The 21443-nt window shown below is 69.5% G+C and carries 18 protein-coding genes; 11 read left to right on the top strand and 7 right to left on the bottom strand.

The window, feature by feature from the left end; genetic code table 11:
* Positions 1-177: 177 nt before the first annotated feature.
* The 4 genes from ACYVLP_RS09100 (at position 178) to ACYVLP_RS09085 (ending at position 4925) form a co-directional block, all read left to right on the top strand.
* Positions 178-2859, top strand: coding sequence for a LuxR C-terminal-related transcriptional regulator (locus ACYVLP_RS09100; RefSeq protein WP_460627018.1), 2682 nt, complete (start codon positions 178-180; stop codon positions 2857-2859).
* A 476-nt stretch (positions 2860-3335) separates the two neighbouring features.
* Positions 3336-3890 carry an LURP-one-related/scramblase family protein gene (locus ACYVLP_RS09095; protein ID WP_460627017.1) on the top strand — a complete coding sequence of 185 codons (555 nt, stop codon included), beginning with the start codon at positions 3336-3338 and terminating at the stop codon, positions 3888-3890.
* Between the two features lie 262 nt (positions 3891-4152).
* Positions 4153-4536 (top strand): hypothetical protein, encoded by a 384-nt coding sequence (locus ACYVLP_RS09090; RefSeq protein WP_460627016.1) that lies wholly within the window; start codon positions 4153-4155, stop codon positions 4534-4536.
* 200 nt (positions 4537-4736) lie between these two features.
* A complete protein-coding gene (locus ACYVLP_RS09085) occupies positions 4737-4925 on the top strand; it encodes a BldC family transcriptional regulator (protein ID WP_452270090.1) in 189 nt (62 codons plus the stop codon).
* A gap of 69 nt (positions 4926-4994) precedes the next feature.
* On the opposite strand, the gene ACYVLP_RS09080 is transcribed toward ACYVLP_RS09085, so the two are convergent.
* On the bottom strand, positions 4995-5396 hold the full coding sequence (locus ACYVLP_RS09080) for a hemerythrin domain-containing protein (protein WP_460627015.1): 402 nt from the start codon (positions 5394-5396) through the stop codon (positions 4995-4997).
* A gap of 67 nt (positions 5397-5463) precedes the next feature.
* Positions 5464-5754: a DUF2249 domain-containing protein gene (locus ACYVLP_RS09075; protein ID WP_460627014.1), complete on the bottom strand. Its 291-nt coding sequence runs from the start codon at positions 5752-5754 to the stop codon at positions 5464-5466.
* 71 nt (positions 5755-5825) lie between these two features.
* Between ACYVLP_RS09075 and ACYVLP_RS09070 the strand changes: the two genes are divergently transcribed.
* Together ACYVLP_RS09070 and ACYVLP_RS09065 are read left to right on the top strand one after the other, a co-directional pair.
* Positions 5826-6548 (top strand): helix-turn-helix transcriptional regulator, encoded by a 723-nt coding sequence (locus tag ACYVLP_RS09070; RefSeq protein WP_460627013.1) that lies wholly within the window; start codon positions 5826-5828, stop codon positions 6546-6548.
* A gap of 314 nt (positions 6549-6862) precedes the next feature.
* Positions 6863-9655: a multicopper oxidase domain-containing protein gene (locus ACYVLP_RS09065; protein ID WP_460627012.1), complete on the top strand. Its 2793-nt coding sequence runs from the start codon at positions 6863-6865 to the stop codon at positions 9653-9655.
* Here ACYVLP_RS09065 and ACYVLP_RS09060 read toward each other — a convergent pair.
* The gene (locus ACYVLP_RS09060; protein ID WP_460627011.1) at positions 9652-10773 is read right to left on the bottom strand and encodes a glutamate--cysteine ligase; all 1122 of its coding nucleotides are present in this window, start codon (positions 10771-10773) and stop codon (positions 9652-9654) included. The two genes, ACYVLP_RS09065 and ACYVLP_RS09060, sit on opposite strands and share 4 nt — an antisense overlap.
* Positions 10774-11139: 366 nt before the next feature.
* On the opposite strand from ACYVLP_RS09060, the gene ACYVLP_RS09055 reads away from it, so the two are divergent.
* Positions 11140-12537, top strand: coding sequence for an MDR family MFS transporter (locus tag ACYVLP_RS09055; RefSeq protein WP_460627071.1), 1398 nt, complete (start codon positions 11140-11142; stop codon positions 12535-12537).
* A gap of 99 nt (positions 12538-12636) precedes the next feature.
* Here ACYVLP_RS09055 and ACYVLP_RS09050 read toward each other — a convergent pair whose 3' ends face one another.
* The 3 genes from ACYVLP_RS09050 to ACYVLP_RS09040 form a co-directional block, all read right to left on the bottom strand.
* Positions 12637-13677, bottom strand: a complete 1041-nt coding sequence (locus tag ACYVLP_RS09050) for a DNA topoisomerase IB (protein WP_460627010.1) — start codon at positions 13675-13677, stop codon at positions 12637-12639.
* A gap of 445 nt (positions 13678-14122) precedes the next feature.
* Positions 14123-15394 carry an aspartate kinase gene (locus ACYVLP_RS09045; protein WP_452270098.1) on the bottom strand — a complete coding sequence of 424 codons (1272 nt, stop codon included), beginning with the start codon at positions 15392-15394 and terminating at the stop codon, positions 14123-14125.
* A gap of 149 nt (positions 15395-15543) precedes the next feature.
* Positions 15544-16119, bottom strand: coding sequence for a DUF5063 domain-containing protein (locus ACYVLP_RS09040; RefSeq protein ID WP_460627009.1), 576 nt, complete (start codon positions 16117-16119; stop codon positions 15544-15546).
* 559 nt (positions 16120-16678) lie between these two features.
* Here ACYVLP_RS09040 and ACYVLP_RS09035 point away from each other — a divergent pair.
* From ACYVLP_RS09035 to ACYVLP_RS09025, 3 genes are all read left to right on the top strand, one after another.
* Positions 16679-17938 (top strand): hypothetical protein, encoded by a 1260-nt coding sequence (locus ACYVLP_RS09035; RefSeq protein WP_460627008.1) that lies wholly within the window; start codon positions 16679-16681, stop codon positions 17936-17938.
* Positions 17916-18563 (top strand): hypothetical protein, encoded by a 648-nt coding sequence (locus ACYVLP_RS09030; RefSeq protein WP_460627007.1) that lies wholly within the window; start codon positions 17916-17918, stop codon positions 18561-18563. Before ACYVLP_RS09035 ends, ACYVLP_RS09030 begins: the two co-directional genes overlap by 23 nt.
* Before the next feature lie 125 nt (positions 18564-18688).
* Complete coding sequence (locus ACYVLP_RS09025; protein WP_460627006.1) at positions 18689-19315, top strand: S1 family peptidase; 627 nt, start codon at positions 18689-18691, stop codon at positions 19313-19315.
* Between the two features lie 127 nt (positions 19316-19442).
* On the opposite strand, the gene recR is transcribed toward ACYVLP_RS09025, so the two are convergent.
* Positions 19443-20042 carry a recombination mediator RecR gene (gene recR, locus ACYVLP_RS09020; RefSeq protein ID WP_460627005.1) on the bottom strand — a complete coding sequence of 200 codons (600 nt, stop codon included), beginning with the start codon at positions 20040-20042 and terminating at the stop codon, positions 19443-19445.
* 91 nt (positions 20043-20133) lie between these two features.
* Here recR and ACYVLP_RS09015 point away from each other — a divergent pair, with 91 nt between their 5' ends.
* Positions 20134-21441 carry an aminotransferase class I/II-fold pyridoxal phosphate-dependent enzyme gene (locus ACYVLP_RS09015; protein WP_460627004.1) on the top strand — a complete coding sequence of 436 codons (1308 nt, stop codon included), beginning with the start codon at positions 20134-20136 and terminating at the stop codon, positions 21439-21441.
* The last annotated feature ends 2 nt before the right edge of the window (positions 21442-21443 follow it).

Here is a 21443-nt window from a genome sequence, read left to right as displayed (position 1 = left end):
CGTATGCCGCAGGCTTTCCATTCAGGGAGTACCTCGCTATCCCGCCGGTTAGCCTGATGACGTGTCGGGACGGAGGCGGAGAACCACAGGCCACGTTGGCGTGCTGACGGCACCGGCATCAGCGGCCAGGTCATCGTTCGTGACGAGCCGCCCGTCGACGGTGACCGGATCCGGCGCATGAGCGTGTCCGTGTCGCGTCCGTCCGGCCGCGCTCGCGAACACGACAGCCTGGACCTGCGCTCGGCCAAGCTGGCTGTGCCTCAGCTGCCACTCGGCCTGGTGTCCCGGCCACGTCTGCGTGACCAGCTTGATCGAGGTGCCGCACACCGAGTCACGTTGGTGAGCGCCGGGCCGGGGTGGGGCAAGACGATGGCGGTCGCTGGCTGGGCCGAGGCACGACAGGCCGACGGAGCGGTCGCCTGGCTGTCTCTGGACCGCAGCGACAACGATCCCGTGCTGTTCTGGTCCTACGTCCTCGCGGCTGTCCGCGACGCCGTTGATGTCGTGAGCCCGCCTCTGCGCGAGCTCGTGATCAGGCCTCCCCTGGGCCCCGAGATGCTGCGGCGCGTGATCCTCGGGCTGAGCACGCTGCCGACGCCGCTCACTCTCGTCCTCGACGACTTCCACGAGATCCGCCGTCCCGACGTCCTGGAGGGTGTCGCGGACCTCGTGCGCCATCCCTCTTCGCTCCGTTTGGTCCTCGTCACTCGGTCCGACCCGCCACTACACCTGCAGCGACTGCGGGTCGACGGCGAGCTGACCGAGCTCCGAGCGGCCGACCTGGCGTTCTCCAGACCGGAGGCCCAGGCGCTCTTCCTGGAGGCCGGAGTGTCTGGTCTTGAACAGGTGGCCGAGCAGGTCCTGGAGCGCACCGAGGGCTGGGCCGTCGGTCTGCGGATGGCGGCGTTGTTCGCGGCGAGGACCGGCAGGGCGGACCGCCTGGCTGAGTTCACGGGCGGTGAGGACTCCGTCGCCGAGTACCTCTTCGAGGAGGTGCTGAACGACCTGCCCACCGAAAGGCGCGAGTTCCTCCTGCGCACGAGCGTCACCGACAAGCTGTGCGGCGAGCTCGCCGACGAGCTGACCGGCGGGTCGAACGGCCAGCAGGAGCTGGAGCTGCTGGAGCGGTCCAACGCTTTCGTCGTCGCGCTCGGTGCCGGGCACCGCTGGTTCCGCTACCACGCGCTCATGGCCGACCTGCTGCGCCAGCGGCTTCGGCTCGACGACCCAGAGCTCTCCACAGAGCTGGACCGCCGCGCCGCCCGCTGGTTCGCCGCTCGGGGGGACGCGCTCGAGGCCGTCCGACATGCCGTGCACGCAGGCGACTGGCGACTGGTCGGGGAGCTGATGGTCACCGTCGCCGCGCCGCATGCGGTCTCGGCCGAGCGTGAGGCGTTCGCCGCGCTGCTGGCCGAGGTGCCGGCCAGCGAGTTCAGCAGCAGCGCAGAGCTTCGGGCAACAGCAGCCGTAGTCCGCTTTCTGCAGCGCGACTACCCGGGCATGGCGTTGCAGGTGTCCGAGGCGCGCACGATGCTCAACGGCTCCGACCCTTCGTTCCGGACGCCCGTCGAGACCTTCCTCACCGTCGCGGACATGGTGCTGGCGAGGGCGACCGGGGACCTGACCGCCTTGTCGGCGGCCTCCGGCCAGCTCCTGCGGTGGCTGGGCGACCCGAGCCTCAATGGCAATCCGGTGCCGGCGCGGCTCTACGAGGCACCGAGTCTGGGGAACCACGGCGTCGCGCTGGTGTGGTCCGACCGGGGGGACGATGCGGAGCCCTACCTGCGCTCGGCCGTCGATGTCGCTCGGGCAACGGGAGCCGACCTCACGGTCGTGAACAGTCTCGGCTACCTGGCGCTGGTGGAGGTTGGACGAGGGCGGCTGCAGGCCGCGGCCACGCTGGCCGTCGAGGCACTCGACCTGGCCGAGCAGCGAGGATGCACCGAGCTCGCCCAGGCGATCGCGGCATACCTGGCGCTTGCCGAGGTCCACTTCGAGCGAGGCGAGCTTGCGGACGCACAACGTCTGGTCGACAGGGGCCTGGCTGCGCAGCGGAACGATCCGGAGTGGATCCCGTACGTGGCCCTGCGGGCGCTTCAGGCCCGGATCCTGCTGGCCCGCGGACGGGTCAACAAGGCGGTGGGTCTGCTGCGGACCCTTGCGGCCGAGACGAGGGGCCGTGACCAGCCGGCCCGGGTTCGACGCCGGATGACCCGCGTCCAGGTCGACGCGCTTGTCGCGCAAGGCCTTCCGGACGCTGCCCTCGACCGGATCCGGGCCGCCGCCCAGGAGCCCGCGTCCCCCGAGGTGACGGTGGTTGCCAGACTCGTCGACCTCGCGCTGGGCCGGCCCGCGCGAGCCGAGGCCGACGTTGCCGCGGTCCGCGAGTCGTCGGGCGACCGCGTCGCCGCCGTCGAGGCGTGGCTCGTGACAGCGTTGGCGGCCGAGCACGATCGCGACGACCATCGCGCGCTGGCCGCCTTGGAAAGCGCTCTGACCGTGGCCGAGCCGGAGGGCATTCGTCAACCCTTTCTCGCGGCGGGCTCCGGTCGAGTCCAGGCGCTCCTGCAGCATCGGAAGAGACTCGGCGGTGACGGCAGCTTTGCCGAGGGCCTCCTGTCGAGCCTCGAGTCCGGGCCGGCGATGGCGGCACCCAGTCCGCTGGCCCGCGCTCTGACGGATCGCGAGCGGGTCGTGCTGAGCCACATGGCGACGCTCGAGACCAACGACGAGATCGCGAGCTCGCTGTTCGTGTCCGTCAACACCGTGAAAGCCCACACCAGGTCGATCTACCGCAAGCTCGAAGTCACGAACCGCCGCGAGGCCATCAAGCGCGCGCGGCTCCTCGGCCTGATCTGAGGGACCCGCCAACTACCCGCTCGGGATGAGGCACCGGAGCCCTCCAGGCTGCTTCACTCCCTAGGGGACGCGGCATACCTCCGGCCGGGAGGGTGCGCAGGTATGCCGTGCCACCGCGAAAGCGGGAAAGGGCAGGTGGATCGGATGCGGTACGAAGCCCGCGTTTCCGGTCGGCTCGGCATGCTTCTCACGGGGGCACTCGGATCGGCCGGGGTGAGGCATCACGGGCGCGGCACGACACTGACCATCACGAACGACGGCGAGCTTCCCCTCGCCGCGCTCGTCAGGCGCCTGGATCAGCTCGGCGTGCAGGTCGACTACGTGTGCGCCCGCCGGACGAGCGACGCTCCGGACCGTCCCGGCAGAGCAAGGAGCTGCAACGGGTTGGCTGTCGGACTACCCGCTCCGGAGGATGACCCGCTTCACGTGGCCCTCTTTGCTCGGGGGAGGAACCGCGCCGAGTGGAGGAGACAGTGATGGGACTGCGGGATCGCCGGGAAGAACGCCGGGAGGAACGACGCGACGAGCGCCGCGGCATCGGCCGGACCACCTACCGGATGCGGCAGAAGCTCGTCGCGATCGGCGACGACTCCTGGATCGAGGACGAACAGGGCCGACGCGCCTACAAGGTCAACGGCAAGGCGATGCGGATCCGCGACACCCTCATCTTCGAGGACGCCTCCGGCACCGAGCTGCTCAAGCTGCAGGAACGCAAGCTGCGGGTGCGGGACACCATGGACATCGAGGACGCCTCCGGGCGGACCGTGGCGACCGTCAAGAAGGCGATGATCAGCCCGCTGCGGGAGCGGTTCACCGTCGAGGTCGCCGACGGGCAGGACATGGAGGTCCAGGGCAACATCGTGGACCACGAGTACAAGGTGTCCCAGGGCGGGCAGGAGGTGGCCGAGGTGTCCAAGCGGTGGTTCCGGATCGCCGACACCTACGGCGTGGAGATCCTCGACGGGCACAACGACGTGCTGATCCTGGCGGTCACCGCGGTCATCGACAGCATGACCCACGACCTCGGCTAGCGCCCTCGACCCCCCGACCCGTGACCGGGCGCCCACTCGACGTGTGACCGGGCGCCCACTCGACGCCGGTCGTGGCCGTCGACGTGTGACGGGCCCCCTCGACCGTCGTCGTGTGACGGGGCGCCCACTCGACGGTCGAGTGAGCGCCCCGTCGCAGTGGCGCCAGTCGGAGACCGCCGCGGGGGTCCTGTGCGCCACTCGTGCCAAGCCTGCCGACGCCGATACCTCAGCCGCCGGCGGGCATCGGGGTGACAATGTGAGGGTGGAGGAGTCGCGATCCGAGGCGGCTCGGCGCCGCATGGTGGAAGCACAGCAGCGCGCCGTGCGAGCCTCGCAACGAGTCGGTGAGCTGCAAGCGCTCGTGATCCGGTTGGAGTCCGGCGAGACCCTGACCGAGGCTGATCTGCGTGGCGCGGAAGCAGCGATGCGAGAAGCGACGGAGGCCGCCGAGGCCGCACGCCGGCACAGCCGTGAGGAACGCATTCTCAGCGCGACCACCCATCGCCAGGTGGCGGCCTTGCTCACTCGAATGGGCCGCGACGACAGAGCGTCCGGTCACCTCCGCGCCGCCGAGGCGGACGAGCAGGAAGCACGCGAAGTCGAGGCGCCGGGGCAGCAAGGGCGCGTAGCGTCCTCGGGTTGGTGAGCAGCACCGCGCTGTCATTCGGTTGCTTGTGTGGTGCCAAGTGCACGCACTGCGGTGCTGTTTGGCACCACACTCGCGGGCAGGCCGCCGGGGCGCGGGGGCGGGGCGGGACAGAACTTCTGGGCAGAATTCGGTCATTTTTCTGGGCCTCGAGCGTCCTACTCACTAGGAACCCCCGCTTCGATCCCTCGAGGAGCAGCATGACCACCCCCCAGCAGACGAAACCGGCGCGACTCATGCGCCCGGCGGAGGTCGCCGTCCTCTTCGGCGTCAACCCCAAGACCATCACCCGCTGGGCTCGCATCGGCAAGCTGCCCTCGATCCGCACTCGCGGCGGGCATCGCCGGTTCGCTTCCGAGGACATCTTCAAGATCCTCAGCGAGTCCTGAGCGCAGCCGGTCGGCGTGGGACCCGGGGCGACGTTCGGGGGCCCGAAGCCTCCCACCCGCGCGGCGTGGCTAGTGGGCGTGCGCCGCTCGGGACGGGGTGAGGCGGTCGACCTGCACCCAGTCGGGCCCGTCGAGCTCGATGGCGGCTGCGGGGAAGAGCCCGTTCTCCTCCTTGTCGATGTGACTGCGCAGCTGGTTGACGAACTCATCGACGACGTCGTGCTCTCCGGCCCGGATCCGCTCCGCGAGCCCGTCGAGCAGGGCGTGCTCCGCACACAGCCCGTCGACGTATGCCGTGAAGCCGGGCTTGCCTCGAAGCACCGTGAAGAGCCCGGCCTCCTCCGCATCGGTGTGCGGGTGAAGGTGCGCGACGAGATGGTCCAGCGCGGCCGAGATCGCTGCATCGTCACGCGCGGCGACGGCCCGGTGCAGCGGCCCGGTGAGGTTCACGATCTCTTCGTGTTCCTGCATGAACCGACCGACCGAGTCGATCGACTGACACCCGCAGTAGCTGCACATGCCCGCGAACCGCGACGAGTCAGGCCGGCCGGGTGAGACGCAGCTTCCAGGCATCGGGACCTTCGACGAGGTACTCGATGCCCACGTTGCCGTGCCGCTCGCGCAGCTGGGCCAGCAGGGGCAGCGGGTTGTGCGGCGCGATGAGGTCCATCGAACCGCCCGGCGAGATCGCGTCGAACGCACCGAACACCGTCGCGTGGCGGATCGCATGCGGGATGACCGTGACGTCGAGAGCGGGCACCCCCTCGTCGGTGCAGCCGCACCCGCAGGTGTGGGTGCTCGTCTCAGACACGGGGATGAACTGGGTCATGACACGCTCCTTGGCGTCGACACGGCGCGGTCTCGTTGCCGCGCACCACTTCTTTTTATACGGTGATCCTTGTGGAAAATCCAACTCGGCTCGGCCCGCTCCCCACCGAGCGCGACAGTGGGTCCGCCCAGCGCCTGACCGCGCAGCGGCGCCGAGCGCTGCGCGCCCTGGAGGACCTCGCCCACCAGTCCCCCGACCAGCCGGTCTCGATCGCCGCGGTAGCCGCAGAGCTGGACCTGCACGTGAACACGGCGCGCGAGCACCTCGACCGCCTCGTGTCTTCGGGACTGGCGCGCCGCTCACGTCTGGCCCCGAGTGGGCGGGGCCGCCCCGGGTGGGGCTACACCCCGAGCCCGCGCCGCTCGCCGGCAGCAGCCGAGTACGTCACCCTGGCCCGGGTCCTTGCCGACCACGTCGCCGAGCATGGCGGTGACGTCCGGGCCGACATGATCACGCTCGGCCGCCGCTGGGGCCACAGCCTCGCCGACGCAGACGCCGGCGCCCACGAGCCCGCCGACGACACCGTGGTCCGGCTGCTCGGCGACCTCGGGTTCGACCCCGACGTCTCGGCCCAGACACCTTCGGTGCGAGTCCGCCTTCGACGCTGCCCCATCCTCGAGGTGGCCAGGCAGCGCCCGGAGGTCGTCTGCCAGGTCCACCGCGGCATCGTCGAGGGGGTGCTCGAGGCCAAGCATGCGCCACGCGACGTGTCGCTCCAGGCCTTCGCCGAGCCCGGCGCCTGCCTGTTGCACCTGACACCCACCGCGGAGCCGGAGGCCGACCGGCCCGCCTAGGCCCGGCGGACGAAGCAGGCGGACGAAGCCGCGGACGAAGCGGGGCTGCACCACCCGAGGCGCCACAAGCCGTCGAGTGGCCTCGTCGTCACACTCGTCCCAGGAACTCCACTCCTAGCACGAAGGCGGGTGACGACGGGGCCACTCGACGGTGGCGCGCACACTCCTAGCACGAAGGCGGGTGACGACGGGGCCACTCGACAGTGGCGGGCGCAGCACGCTCGGAAAGCGGATTGGCCAAGCGGCCCAGAAATATCTACAGTCGATTCCGTGAATATTCCGAAGCGCCACATCTGAGCCGTCGGACGCACGGCATGAGCACTACTCGCGGTTCCTGGTTCATGCGCGACCGGCCGGTCGTGATCTGGCTCGGCCTGGCCGTTCTCGTCGCGCTCGTCCACCCCTTCGTCGACGACTCCCGATGGCTCATGGTCCATCTCGTCGTGCTCGGCGCGGTGACGCACTCGATCATGGTGTGGAGTGTCCATTTCACCGATGCGCTGCTGCGCAGCCGCCCGGACCTGGAGTCACGCCGCCGCCAGACCTACCGGCTCAGCCTGCTCGCAGCCGGAACGACCCTCGTGCTCGTCGGCGTGCCGACCGCGCTCTGGCCGGTCACTGTCGTCGGCGCCACGCTGGTCTCGACCGCGGTGGTCTGGCACGCGTGCATGCTCGTCGTCAGGCTGCGCAAGGCCCTGCCCGGCCGCTTCCGCATCACGGTTCGTTACTACATCCTCGCGGCGTCCTGCCTGCCCGTCGGCGCGCTCCTCGGCGTCCTCCTGGCCCGGGGACAGGCCGACACCTGGCACGGCCGGCTCCTCGTCGCCCACACGATGACGAATCTCCTCGGCTGGGTCGGCCTCAGCATCCTCGGCACGTTCGTGACGCTCTGGCCGACCATGCTGAGGACCCGCATGGCCGACGGTGCAGAGCAGGACTCGCGACGGGCGCTGCCGATCGTCGGCGCGGGATTGGCGCTCGTCGTCGCAGGCCCCCTGGCCGACCTCCCGTGGCTCACTGTCGCGGGCGTCGCGGCCTACCTCGTCGCCGTCGGCCTCACGGTCCGAGGCGTGTTGGTCGCGGCGCGGCGCCGGACTCCCACGACCTTTCCCACGTTGTCAGCAGGCTCCGGGATGGTCTGGCTGGCCATCGGCCTGGTCGTGCTCGGAGTCGTGGTGGCGCGGCTCGCGGTGACCGGCGGCGCCTGGCACGACCTCGCGGAGCACTACGGCACGCTGACCTCGATCTTCGTCGTCGGCTTCGCGCTGCAGGTGCTCCTCGGCTCGCTGACTCACCTCATCCCGGTCGTGCTCGGTGGCGGGCCCTCCGTGCTCCGGGCCTCCATGGCACCACTCGAGACGGCAGGCACCGTCCGGGTTGTCGTGGCCAACCTCGGCCTGGCCGTGTGCCTGCTGCCCGTGCCGAGCCTCGTGCGCGTCGTCGTCTCGATGCTCGTGCTCGGAGCGCTCGCGAGTTACATCCCCTTGATGTTCAAGGGAATTCGCGCTGGCATCACGGCCAGGCGCACACTCGCCGAGTCGCAGGCAGGTGCGGGTGACGATGCGCCAACGGGTATGCCGTCGCGCACCGTCAGCTCCGCAACGGGGACCTCTGCGGGCCCGACCACCCCACCTGCCAAGGGACGGGTCCCCGTCATCGCACCACTGACCCAGCGACCCTTCGCCCGGTCGCAGCTCGTCGCGGGCATCGCCGTGGTCGCTCTGGGGGCCGCCCTCGGCGTCGGGCTCGACCCCGCTGCGGCCGGGCTCTCCGGCGTGGGCGCGACGGGCAGCGGTGCGACTGCCGCGGGAGTCACGCCGACAGGTGAGACGACCCGCGTCACCGTCACCGCGATGGACATGCACTTCAGCCCGTCCTCGATCTCGGTGCCCCTCGGCAACCGCCTCCTGATCGACGTCGTCAACGCAGACCCGACGAACGTCCACGACCTCGTCCTCGACACCGGCCAGTCGAGCGGCCGCCTCGGCGACGGCCAGCGCGCCACGATCGACGCCGGCGTCATCGGCCGCAACGTCGACGCCTGGTGCTCGATCGTCGGGCATCGTCAGATGGGAATGACCTTGTCCATCAAGGCGATCGGCAGCCACGAGGCCGGCACCAACGGACAGTCGCACGGCATGCCGATGCCGGATGGCTCCGGCCCCACGACGGCGGCCCCGGGCCCCGGCCAGACGGGATCCAGCCCCAGGATCGACCTCACGAAGCGGCCGGGACCCGGCTTCACGGCATACGACCCCGTCCTCGCGCCGCTGACCGGCGAGCGCGTGCACCGGGTCACGCTCACGGTCGATGAGGTCACCGTGGAGGTGGCTCCCGGGGTGATGCAGCAGCGATGGACCTACAACGGGAAGTCCCCCGGTCCGACGTTGCATGGCCGGGTGGGTGACACGTTCGAGGTGACGCTCGTCAACCACGGGTCGATGGGCCACTCGATCGACTTCCATGCAGGAGAGAACAACCCGGCCGACGTCATGCGTACGGTGCCGCCGGGCGGCTCGCTCGTCTACCGCTTCACCGCACGGCGGGCCGGGATCTGGATGTACCACTGCTCGACGATGCCGATGTCGGCGCACATCGCGGCGGGAATGGCGGGCGCAGTCGTCATCGAGCCGGACGGCCTCGCGCCGGTCTCACACAGCTACCTGCTCGTGCAGTCCGAGGTGTACCTCGGCGCCGGCCAGGGTGCACCCGTGGACCCCGCCAAGGTCATGGCCGAACGGCCGGACGCCGTGGTGTTCAATGGGTATGCCGCTCAGTACGCGGCGCGGTCGCTGACCGCCAAGCCCGGCGAGCGGATCCGGGTCTGGGTGCTCGACGCGGGCCCGAACAGGAGCACGGCATTCCATGTGGTCGGGGCCCAGTTCGACACGGTCTATAAGGAGGGCACGTACCTGCTGCGCGACGGCCGTGGCCCGCTCGACCTGCCAGGGACGTCGACCGGAGGCTCCCAGGCGCTCGACCTCGCGCCGGCACAGGGGGGCTTCGTCGAGCTGTCGATCCCGGCGGCGGGGACGTACCCGTTCGTCTCGCACGTCATGGTCGACGCCGAGCGTGGAGCGCGCGGGCTGATCGAGGTCGAACCCTAGTCGGTGAGGTGGCCGGAGGTCGCGCGGACCGCCTCGGCCACCACGTCGATGAGCTGGCCCGTACGGTCGAGCATCGCCCGCTGCCGGATCGCGCCGTTGCCGTCCTCGCGAAGGCGCGCGAACCCGGCCTCGACCTCAGCCAGGTCACCGGATGCCTCCAGGCACGGGCCGATGTAGTCGAGCAGCTGGGCCACCACGGACCAGCACGGCCGGGGCAGCCCGCTGCGCCAGTCGATCAGGTTGCCGCTCAGACCATCCCGCCCTGCCTGCCAGCTCGCCATCCGGATGAGCTGGGTCGGCACGGGCGGCGCCTGCAGGCCGCGCGCCCAGTCCGCGGCGGCCGTCTCCACGAGCCCGCGGCAGATCGCCGCGACGACGAGCGCCTCGTCCATGGTGAAGCACACGTCGGCCGTGCGGATCTCGACCGTCGGGTAGTGCACAGCGAGCCGCGCGTCGAAGTAGATCATCCCCTCGTCGAGGACCACCGAGGTCAGGACGAGATCGCGGACGCGACGGTGGTAGGCCGCCGCCGACTCGAAAAGGTCGGTCGGGCCCCACGAGGGCCAGCGGGCCAGGGCCTGGGAGCGGTAGCTGGCGAAGCCGGAGTCCTTGCCGTTCCAGAACGGCGAGTTCGCACTGATAGCAAGGAGAGTCGGGAGCCACACGCGGATCCGGTCGAGCACCCCCACCCCCTCCTCGTCGCTCTCGACGGACACGTGGACGTGGCAACCGCAGGTGAGGTGCTCACGCGCCGTGAGCTGGTAGCGGTCCTCCATCCAGGCGTAGCGGGGCGACTTCGCGGGGATCGGGTTGACCGGCAGGGGCGAGGTCCCCAGTGCGGCAACACTCGAACCGGTCCCCCGAGCCGCGTCGACGGCCTCGCGCCGCCAGCGCCGGATCTCATCGCGCAAGGTGCCCAGGTCGGCCGCGGGCGCGGTGTGCGTCTCGATCTGCTGCTGCTGGAACTCCCCCTCGACGGCCCCGTGCACGCCGACCCCGGCGACCTCAGGAGGCTGATGGGCGGCCCGGATCAGCGTCTGGCCCGATACCGAGCGCGGGCGGCCGTTCCGCACGTCGACGAGGAGCATCTCCTCCTCGACCCCCAGCGTGCGCACCACATGGGCTCCTTCCGTAACCGTTCGCGCCCCGTGGACGTATGCCGTCAGGCCGGGTGGTGCCGGCGAGCCTGACGGCATACGTCCGTCCGTGGGGTGCCGCGGCGAACCCGCGTGGCACGAAAGGGGACGCACGGGCGACGTACCCATCCGGGCGTGGCCCGAGTCACCAGTGTCTCGCCACGAGCGCCCGAAAGGTGGGATGGGCGGGAATGAATCTGGCGAACATCGGGCTTTCACCCATGAGCGCCGCCGGACCAACCCGCACATCTCACACCTGACGCACACATACCTGACCTCGGGAGGACCGTGTCCACCTCGACAACAGTCGGGTTCCGCTCCGAGCGCGGACCCATCCTCATCGCCCTCATGCTGTCGACAGCGCTCATCGCGCTCGACGCGACCATCCTGGCCACCGCAGTCCCGACGATCGTCGCCGAGCTCGGTGGCCTCACGCAGTTCCCTTGGCTCTTCTCGGTGTACCTGCTCGCCCAGGCCGTGTCGGTCCCGGTCTACGCGAAGCTGGCCGACACGCTCGGTCGCAAACCGGTCATCCTGTTCGGCATCGGGCTGTTCCTGGTCGGGTCCGTCATGTGCGGCCTGGCGTGGGACATGCCGTCGCTCATCGCCATGCGCGCGGTCCAGGGCATCGGCGCCGGAGCCGTCCTGCCGGTGACGATCACCATCGCCGGAGACATCTACACGGTCGCCGAGCGGGCCAAGGCGCAGGGCTACATCGCCAGCGTGTGGGCGGTCTCGTCCGTGGTCGGCCCGACTCTCGGTGGCGTCTTCTCCCAGTTCGCCTCGTGGCGCTGGATCTTCTTCGTCAACATCCCCCTGTGCCTGCTGGCAGCGTGGATGCTGTGGCGCGGCTACCACGAGTCCGTCGAGCGCCGAGATCACCAGATCGACTATGCCGGCGCCGCTGCGCTGACGATCTCGCTCAGCCTGCTGATCCTCGCCGTCCTCGAAGGCGGGCAGGCCTGGGCGTGGATGTCGTGGCAGAGCATCGCGGCGTTCGCCGTCGGCGCGCTCCTGCTCGTGGCCTTCGTCGCCATCGAGCGGCGTGCGGCCGAGCCGGTGCTGCCGCTCGACATCTTCTCCCGGCGGCTCATCGTGACCACCCTGTTCATCTCGGTCGGCGTCGGGGCGGTCCTGGTGGGCCTGACCTCCTATGTGCCGACCTTCCTCGAGGGCACCACCGGCGCGACTCCGCTCGTGGCCGGGCTCGCCGTCGCTGCCCTGACGATCGGGTGGCCGATCTCGGCGTCACAGTCGGGTCGCCTCTACCTGCGCATCGGTTTCAGGCCGACCGCGCTGATCGGCCTGACCCTGGCCAGCGCCGGCGCCGCGGCTCTCTGGATCACCTCGGCCAGGCCGAACGTCTGGTCGGCAGCCCTCTCGTGCTTCGTCGTCGGCCTCGGGCTCGGCCTGGTCGCAACCCCGACGCTGATCGCCGCGCAGGCCTCGGTGCCGTGGAGCGAGCGCGGCGTCGTCACCGGGTCGAACATGTTCATGCGCTCGGTCGGCAGCGCGGTCGGCGTCGCGATCTTCGGCGCGGTCGCCAACAGCATCATCGCCTCGAGCGGCGGCACCGGGACACCGACCGCGATTCGCGATGCCTCTTCAGCGGTGTTCCTCGCGACCGTCCTCGCCGCGCTGCTCGGACTCGCGGCCGGGCTCTTCATGCCGCAGACGCGCGCTGAGGATCTCGAACAGGGCCAGGACCAGCCGGTCCCCGAGCCGCAGGGGACCGTCGCCGAGTAGGCGAGTCCTGACCCGGCGCGATGCAGGTGCGCGTTCGATGTATGTGCGCGCCAGATACGACGCGCGAATACATCGACCGGCGGGCCAGGAGGCGCGGGGCTAGGTGCGGGGGTCGCTGAGCAACCGGACGACCGAGCGCTCGAGCGCGTCCCGGTCCCGCACCTGCACGAGGTCGCTCTGCGCGAGGCGTCGACGGTCCGCGGCACTGAGGCGGGCCAGGCCGCGCGCGACCGTCCGCCCCACGGCATACTCGTCGAGCACGCGCGGGTCGACGTAGGAACGCCGCACGACGGCGGGTGTGTTGCCGAGATGCTCGGCCACGACGGTCATCGCCGCCTTCTCGACCCGCTTCTGTTCGGCCTCGGTGTCCGCAGGGCCGGCCTGCGCGAGGGCGACCGCGGCCGTGACGGTGGCAGCCCACGTGCGCAGGTCCTTGACGGTGAACTCCTCACCGACGATCTCCTTGAACGCCAGGTTCAGATCGCTCGAGTGCAGCTCCCGCCACTCGCGACGGCCGTCACGGAACGCGAGCAGCCGGTCACCCGGGTGCTGGCTTCGCTTGAGGGACAAGGCAACCCGTGCGAGAAGGGGATCCGCCATGACGGCTTCACGCAGCTGCCCGGACTTGGCTGGGAACTCGAACGTCACCTCGTCGCCCCTGACGGTGACGTGGTCCCTCAGCAACGTCGCGACACCGTGGGAGCCGTGCTCGGCCTCGTACTCGTCTCCGCCCGTCCGGAACAGGCCGGCATCGAGCATCCGAAGGCCGGCCGCAGTGACCCGGCGCCGGCTGAGCCCGCTCGCGCGCAGGTCGGACGCGATCTGGATCCGCATGGCCGGCAGGCGCTTCGCCAGTGCGAGCACCCGGTCGTGCTTCTCGCGGCCGCGAGCCTCGTGCCATCCCTCGTGGTAGAGGTACTGCCGCCGACCCGCGTCGTCGGTGCCGACGGCCTGGATGTGCCCGTTCGGGAACGGGCAGATCCACACGTCGCGCCAGGCCGGTGGGATCACGAGTGCGGTTGCGCGCTCTCGCGTCTCGTCGTCCACCGGGCTCCCGGCGGCGTCGACATAGCCGAAGCCCTTGCCCCGCCCGATGCGCCGTATGCCGGGCCCATCGATGGCGCTACGCCGAAGTCTCACACCCACAGCCATACCCGGCTCGAGGTAATCGGGTCGAGGTTGAAGGTCGGTCGACAGCGCGAGCGCATACCTCGACCGGGATACCTCGAACCGGCATACCTCAGACCCGGGGCGGTGTCACCCGGTGGGTTCGTCCCCTCGCCGACTCTTCGTGGTGTCCGGACCGTCGGGCGTCGAGACCGGGACGATCTCGGGGACCTCGATCTCCTGCTGACCGGGAGGCAGGGGCGGGTCGGGAGTAACCGGCGGAAACACCGAACCGTCGTCCTGCAGATGCGATACGTAAGGGGTCACAGAACTGTCTTGCCTTTCCCCCCGAGGAACTGGCCTTACTTCGACCATACCCACGCACAGATGAAGAGAACCTGTGTCTCGACGTCGCTCCAGCTCCGGTCGATGTACCGCCGCGTCCTAGGTCGCGCGGCAATACATCGACCGCGCGGGCTCAGCGGCCGGTGCCGCCGTAGACGATGGCCTCGTCGGCCGAGTCGAGGCCGAACGCCGTGTGCACGGCACGGACCGCCTCGTCGAGCATGTCCGCACGAGTGACCGCCGAGACGCGGATCTCGGAGGTCGAGATCATCTCGATGTTGATGCCTGCCTCGGCCAGGGCGCCGAAGAACTTCGCCGAGACGCCCGGGTGGCTCTTCATGCCCGCCCCGACCAGCGCGATCTTGCCGATCTTGTCGTCGAGCCGCAGGTCCTCGTAGTCGACGTCGTGCTTGATCGACTGCAGCACCTGGATGCCGCGAGCGCCGTCCTCCTGCGGCAGGGTGAACGAGATGTCGGTCTTCGCGGTCTCCGCGGCCGACACGTTCTGCACGATCATGTCGATGTTGATGCCTGCCTCGGCGATGGCGCCGAAGATCTTCGCGGCGACGCCGACCCGGTCGGGCACACCGACGATGGTGATCTTGGCCTCGCTGCGGTCGTGGGCGATGCCGGCGATGATCGGTGCTTCCACAGCGCCTTCTCCTTCGTAGGGGTTGTCCTTGACCCAGGTGCCGGGCCGCTGCGACCACGACGAACGCACGTGGATCGGTATGCCGTAGCGGCGGGCGTACTCGACGCAGCGCAGGTGCAGGATCTTCGACCCGTTGGCCGCCAGGTCGAGCATCTCCTCCATCGACAGCACGTCGAGCTTGCGGGCGCTGGGCAGGACGCGCGGGTCGGCGGTGAAGACGCCGTCGACGTCGGTGTAGATCTCACACACATCGGCCTTGAGAGCCGCGGCGAGCGCCACGGCGGTCGTGTCGGAGCCGCCTCGGCCCAGCGTCGTGATGTCCTTGGTGGTCTGGCTGACGCCCTGGAACCCGGCCACGATCGCGATGTGGCCCGCGTCCAGCGCGCTCTGGATGCGTCCGGGGGTCACGTCGATGATGCGTGCCGCGCCGTGCGCATCGTCGGTGATGACGCCCGCCTGGCTGCCGGTGAACGACCGCGCCTCGGCACCGAGCTGGGCGATGGCCATCGCCACGAGCGCCATCGAGATGCGCTCGCCCGAGGTCAGCAGCATGTCGAGCTCCCTGGCGGGCGGGTTCGCAGCGACCTGCTCTGCGAGGTCGAGCAGCTCGTCCGTCGTGTCGCCCATCGCCGAGACGACGACGCACACCGAGTTGCCGGCGCGGTGCGTCTCCACGATGCGCCGGGCGACACGCTTGATCGCCTCTGCGTCGGACACGGACGACCCGCCGTACTTCTGGACGACGACGCTCACGGCTGCTCCGGATCTGCTCGCTGGACCGAATGGGGCGCCCGACGGTCGGCCTGCGGGGCAGCCCGATGGGGGCAGCCCGAGTCTAGGCTCGCGACCGGGATGTCCACTGGACGGTCACCATGCTGAGACGGCGGCCCAGCCCGACCGAGTCAGGGGTGCAGCGCGTCGAACTCGGCCTCGCCGACCGTCTCCTCGTCCGCGTCGAGGCGCAGGTGCGCCAGGATCGACTGCAGCGCCCGAAGCGCGCAGAGCGCCCGGTCCCCCCACGAGGACAGGTAGCTGAACTGCCACCACCACAGCGCCTCGACCTTGCGACCAGCGGCGTAGTGCTTGAGCCCGTGGCTGAGCGCCACCGCGATGTCGGCGACGTCGTTGGAGATCGAGCCGTCGGCCCGCTCCCCGGACGTGACCGGGTCGACGACGTAGACGTACTCGTCGATCCCGGTGAGGACGTTGGCCAGGCCGTCGCGAAGGGGGTCGACGTCGTCGTCGGCGCCGGGGTCGGCCTCGAAGCGCTCCTCGAGCACCACGTCCTGGATCGCCCCGAGCCGCGCCCCGGCGACGAGCACCTGGGAGAGTGCGAGCGTCAGCACCGGCAGCGCGGTGTCGGGCGCGGTGCCCGACGCGACCTCGGTGACCGAGGTGAGGAAGGCACTGGCCTCTGCGGCCGTCAGGTCGGCGAGCCCGCCGAGGTCGTCGACATCGCTCTGGTCGTCGGTAGCCATCTGGGATCCCCTTGTCCGATTCGGGTGCCCTCCGACCCGTATGCCGTCGGGCAGGTATGCCGTCCTGCGCGGTAGCGCTCGACGTTCAGTCTGCCCTGCGACCCGACCCGGCGGCATACGGGAGGGCGTGAAGTTGGTGACGTTCTGGTGTCGCCGCCAGCCTTCCCTTCGCGAACGTGGCCTTCGTGCGGGGCCGCGTGTCTGGGGTCCGAGAGGCGTCAGGCCTCGATGCGGCGGCGGCCCTCGAAGGCGCGTCCCAGCGTGACCTCGTCGGCGTCGGCCTGGAGCAGGTGGAGGGCGATGTGGGGCGGATGCCCGGCAGACGTCCGAGCTCGTCGATGAGGTTCTGCACCGCGCCGTCACACCCACCGCAACGCTGCTGCTCGCCACCGTCAGCCAAACCGAAGGCGCGTTTTCGAGCCCACACTTGCGCCGCCACGCCGTCCCACATGCTCGATAGTTGTCAATTCAGTCAGGTGACGTCGCAATTATCCCGAGTCGTCTTCGATTAGTTCGAGTCATTTGCTTGACATTTCGGAGCGCTCCCACGATTGTGCGTGTGGCGAGCGCGCACATTTCGGTAGATGCAGGAAGGGAAGCAGAGATGAGGATCTGGTTGCTCCGAGTGCGGCGCCCAGGCCCAGCCACGGCTCAGGAGCGTGGACGGGTATGGCGTCGCGTGGCAGGCATGGCCGTCGCATGCACAGCTCTCCTTGGTTCGGCGGCGCCGGCATCGCATGCCGAGACATCATCTGACCCGGTCGTCGTGGCGGGACGGCTGACGGATGGCCGCGGCATCACGGCCGCGCAGGCGAAGGCGACGCTCGTCGCATGGCCTCCTGTCAACCGCAACCAGAGGGAAGGCGACAGGATCAAGCTGCTCCCGGTGTCGGTTGCCTCGACGGACAGCCAGGGGAACTTCAGGCTGACGCTGCGTCGGAGCGCCGAACTCGAGCAGTACATCGATCCCACCACCCGACTGCTCGACCTCGACGTGCTTGCGCAGTCGGGAGATGAGCGGGGCACCTACAGCTTCACGGTGACGATCCCGCCAGCAACCGGTGGTTCGCTGACCGGGGTTCGGTTGGCACGCGACGAGACTCGGTCGGCGGACACCGGCGTAACGATCCGTCTGCGCGGCCCGGCTGCACCGACTTCCCGCACACCGAGCGCTTCGTCGCGCGATGTGGCGCCCTCAACAGCGGCCGTCCTCCCGAAACTGTGCTCAACGACCACCGGGCCGTCGTACTACCCATACGTCCTGACCGGGTCGCTCTACAGCACCTGGTCGGGGTTCACCGGGTCTTACGAGTACAAGACGTCCGCCACCTCGAACCTCGGAGTTGGCTATTCCATCTCCGGCGCGTACGGGACCTTCTCGCAGTCCGGTACCTCGACCAAGTCCTCGTCGCAGACCTTCACCTGGAACCAGACGGGCATCTTCTACAAGTACTACAAGCCGCAATGGAAATACACGAAGTACGACACTTGGTGCGGTAGTGGCTGGGTGTACAGCACGTACCACTACGTGAGACCTCAGTTTGCGACCGGAGGCGGGACGACCACCTCGTTCAGCAGCGCTCCCTCCGCAACGCGCTGCGTCGCCCAGTCTGGCTACTCATGGACGACGGACAACGAAACCGCTCTCACCTGGACGAACGGCGTGAGCATCAAGAGCGCGCTTGGCGTGGACCTTTCTGCGAACTCCTCGTGGACGGACAACAACAGAATATCGATCACCAATGGCAAGTACCGGCACGTCTGCGGCACAAGGGACTACCCGGGCGGGACGTTCGGTGAGCTCGTCGTCAAGCCGTAGCCGGCGGGGCGCCGCAGGCCTCGCCGTCGCAGGCCTCGCCGTCGCAGGAAGCCTGCTGGCCGGCTGCGCTGGCGAGCGCCCGACAAGGTTGGGGGGCGAGCGCACGCTCGAGCAGTCACCCCCGGAGTCGACCGGCCCGCTTGCCGGTCAATGGTTGCCCGCGGGCAGCCAACAGGCGTGCTTCGAGAGGGCAGGCACGGGAGGAAAGATCACGCAGAGCGGGCTCGTGCTGCGCAACGCCGAGCGCGACCCAATCGAGATCCTTGGCTTCACCATGGGCGCTGGTAGCGCGAACATGTCGATCATCGGCCAGCAGATGCTGCCGGTGCTGAATACAGAAGTGCTCGGCGATAGCAAGGGGTATCCGCCGAAGCTCACGCCCACGGAGTCCGAACGATTCAAGCTGTCCGAGCTCAAGCCCGCGGTCGGCTACATCCTGCAGCCGGTCACGGCCGGGGGCGGCGACACGGCAATCTTTGCCGGGCTGCAGTTCGAGGAAGAGGCACCCGCAGTGCTGACCTACATCGACGTGGCCTACCGATATCGCGGTGCTAGCTTCCACGTCTACACGCCGGAGGCGATCCATGTGGTCGACAGTCAGCGCGACTGCGCGATGGGGCCGTAGGAGACGTGCGAAGGTCACGTGTACTGGCGGCATGGGCATTGTTACTGACGTCGGGTGCTTGCCTTCCTGCCCCCCAGAACTCTGTCCAGCCGCCTCCCACCCGCTACGGGACCCCTCCGTCCCTGGTGGCACTCGTCAACACCTCAGCACCGAGGGACGGACTCTTTGCCGGCCAATTCTGTGGCGGCGTCGTCGTGAACACCAGCGCGGTATTGACGGCGGCGCACTGCGTCGAAGGACTGGCGGCGGGAGACGTGTCGGTCGTCATCAGAATCGATGACCTCTGCAGCTACGCGAGCAGCGTCCGTCGAACCAGCGTTCGTGCGATCCACATGGTGGCCGCGTCGATCGGTTGGGACCAGGCCGTGCTGTCTGTCACCCCGGACTCTCTTGGCGTGGAGCCGGCGCCTATCCGAGCATCAGGCATGCGGCCGCGCGAGCTCATCGTTTACGGGTGGGGTCGCGACGCTGACTGGCGTCCAACCTGCCAGTTGCGCCGCCACGACCTGGAGGCGGTGAACTCTGACATGTGCAGAGACCCGCGCCTCGGCCCGTCGTCGTTGGTCGCTTGCGCCCGCCCGCGTCTGTCGTCCACGAACACGTGCAGCGGTGACAGCGGGTCTCCGGCATACGACTCCGACGGTGTCCTCATGGCCCTTGTCAGCGCTGGCACAGGCTGCGGCCCGGATGACGTCGGCAGCTATTCGCTTGTCAGCCCCGACGTGGCGCTTCGAGGCGCGCTCGACCGATGAACGGCAGCGCGGGAGAGCGGTCGACCAGCTGACCCGACCCGGCGGCATGCCGGAAGGCGTGAAGTTGGTGACGTTCTGGTGTCGCCGCCAGCATTCCCCGGGCCGCGTGTCTGGGGTACGAGAGGCGTCAGGCGTCGATGCGGCGGCGGCCCTCGAAGGCGCGTCCCAGCGTGACCTCGTCGGCGTACTCCAGGTCTCCGCCGACCGGCAGGCCCGACGCGAGCCTGGTCACGGTCACGCCGAGGTCGCGCAGCAGCCGCGACAGGTAGGTGGCGGTCGCCTCGCCCTCGAGGTTCGGGTCGGTGGCGATGATGACCTCCTGCACGTCGCCGGAGGCGAGACGCTGCATCAGCTCGCGCACGCGTAGGTCATCGGGGCCGATGCCGTCGATCGGGCTGATCGCTCCGCCGAGCACGTGGTAGACGCCACGGAACTCGCGAGTGCGCTCGATCGCGACGACGTCCTTGGGCTCCTCGACGACGCAGATCGCGGTGTGGTCCCGGCGAGGATCAGCGCAGATCCGGCACTTCTCGGCCTGGGCGACGTTGCCGCACTCCTCGCAGAACCGGACCTTGGCCTTGACCTCGGTCAGCGCGGTGACGAGCCGGTTCACCTCGTCGGTGTCGGCCTGCAGCAGGTGGAAGGCGATGCGCTGCGCGCCCTTCGGGCCGATGCCCGGTAGCCGTCCGAGCTCGTCGATGAGGTCCTGCACCGCGCCTTCGTACACACCGCAACCCTAAGCCTGGAAAAGCCCTGCTGCGGACCGCCGCACCGGTCTACCGTGGCGTGGACGAGGCCTCCGGGGCGAGGAGTGGGCCATGGGTGAGCGAGTGGCTGACCAGGCGACAGGGCAGGGAGCGGCGCAGGACGCGGGGCAGGCGACGGAGCAGGTCGCTGACGTCACTGACGTCACTGACGTCACTGACCAGGCGGTCGACCGGCTCGTCTCACGTCGCAGCGAGCGGATCCAGGCCGCCGTGCCGTTCCGGGTGCTGTTCGACTTCCTGCGCAAGTCCGACTACCAGACGCGACGCCGCGAGCCGGGCGTCCTCGACTTCACCTTCGGGGACCCGCACGAGCTGCAGATGACCGAGTATGTCGAGGCGCTGCGCACGGCCGCGCTCCCCCAGGACGAGCTGTGGTTCGCCTACAAGCAGAGCGAGGTCACGGCGCAGGAGGCAGCGGCCGCGTCCCTGGAACGCGTGGTGCCACTCGGGTGGGCGGCCGACAACCTGAGGATGACGACGGGCGGGTTCGGCGCGATCACCGTCGCCATGAAGGTGCTCGCGGACCCGGGCGACGAGGTCGTCTACACGCTGCCCCCGTGGTTCCTCTACGAGGGCCTCGCCCTGGAGGCGGGGCTGGTCCCGGTCAAGGTGAGCGCCCTCGAGCCGACGTTCGACCTCGACCTCGACGGCATTGCGGCGGCCATCACCGAACGCACCCGCGCGGTAATCGTCAACACCCCGAACAACCCGAGCGGCCGAATCTACCCACCGGAGGTCCTCACGGCCCTGGGCAGGCTGCTCGACGAGGCGTCAGCCCGGCACGGCCGCCGCATCTGGATCGTGTCGGACGAGCCCTACAACCGAATCGTCTTCGACGGCAACCAGTTCCACAGTCCGGCGCAGTTCTACCGGCACACCGTCATCTGCTACTCGTACGGCAAGACATTGCTCGCACCCGGTCAGCGCATCGGCTACATCGCGGTGCCACCCGGCATACCCGGGCGCGACGTGCTGATGGAGGCCATCGAAAGCCTGCAGGTCGCCGGCGGCTGGCTCTTCCCGAACGCCGTGATGCAGTACGCCATCCCCCGGCTCGAGGAGCTGTCGATCGACGTCCCGGGTCTGCAGGGGAAGCGCGACCGGCTCGTCGCGGCGCTTCGCGAGATGGGATACGAGGTCTCGGTCCCCGAGGGCACCTTCTACCTCTGGCCTCGGTCGCCCGTCGCCGACGACGAGTCGTTCGTGAAGGGACTCGCGCAGCGTGGGGTCCTCGTCATGCCGGGTGCGCTGTTCGAGACGCCGGGCTGGTTCCGGATCTGCCTGACGGCAACTGCCGACACGATCGAGGCGTCACTGCCTCACTTCGCCGCCGCCATCGCCGACGCCCGTCGCGCCTAGCT

The organism is Intrasporangium mesophilum (assembly GCF_054783095.1).
This window is presented reverse-complemented; position numbering and strand designations above follow the sequence as displayed.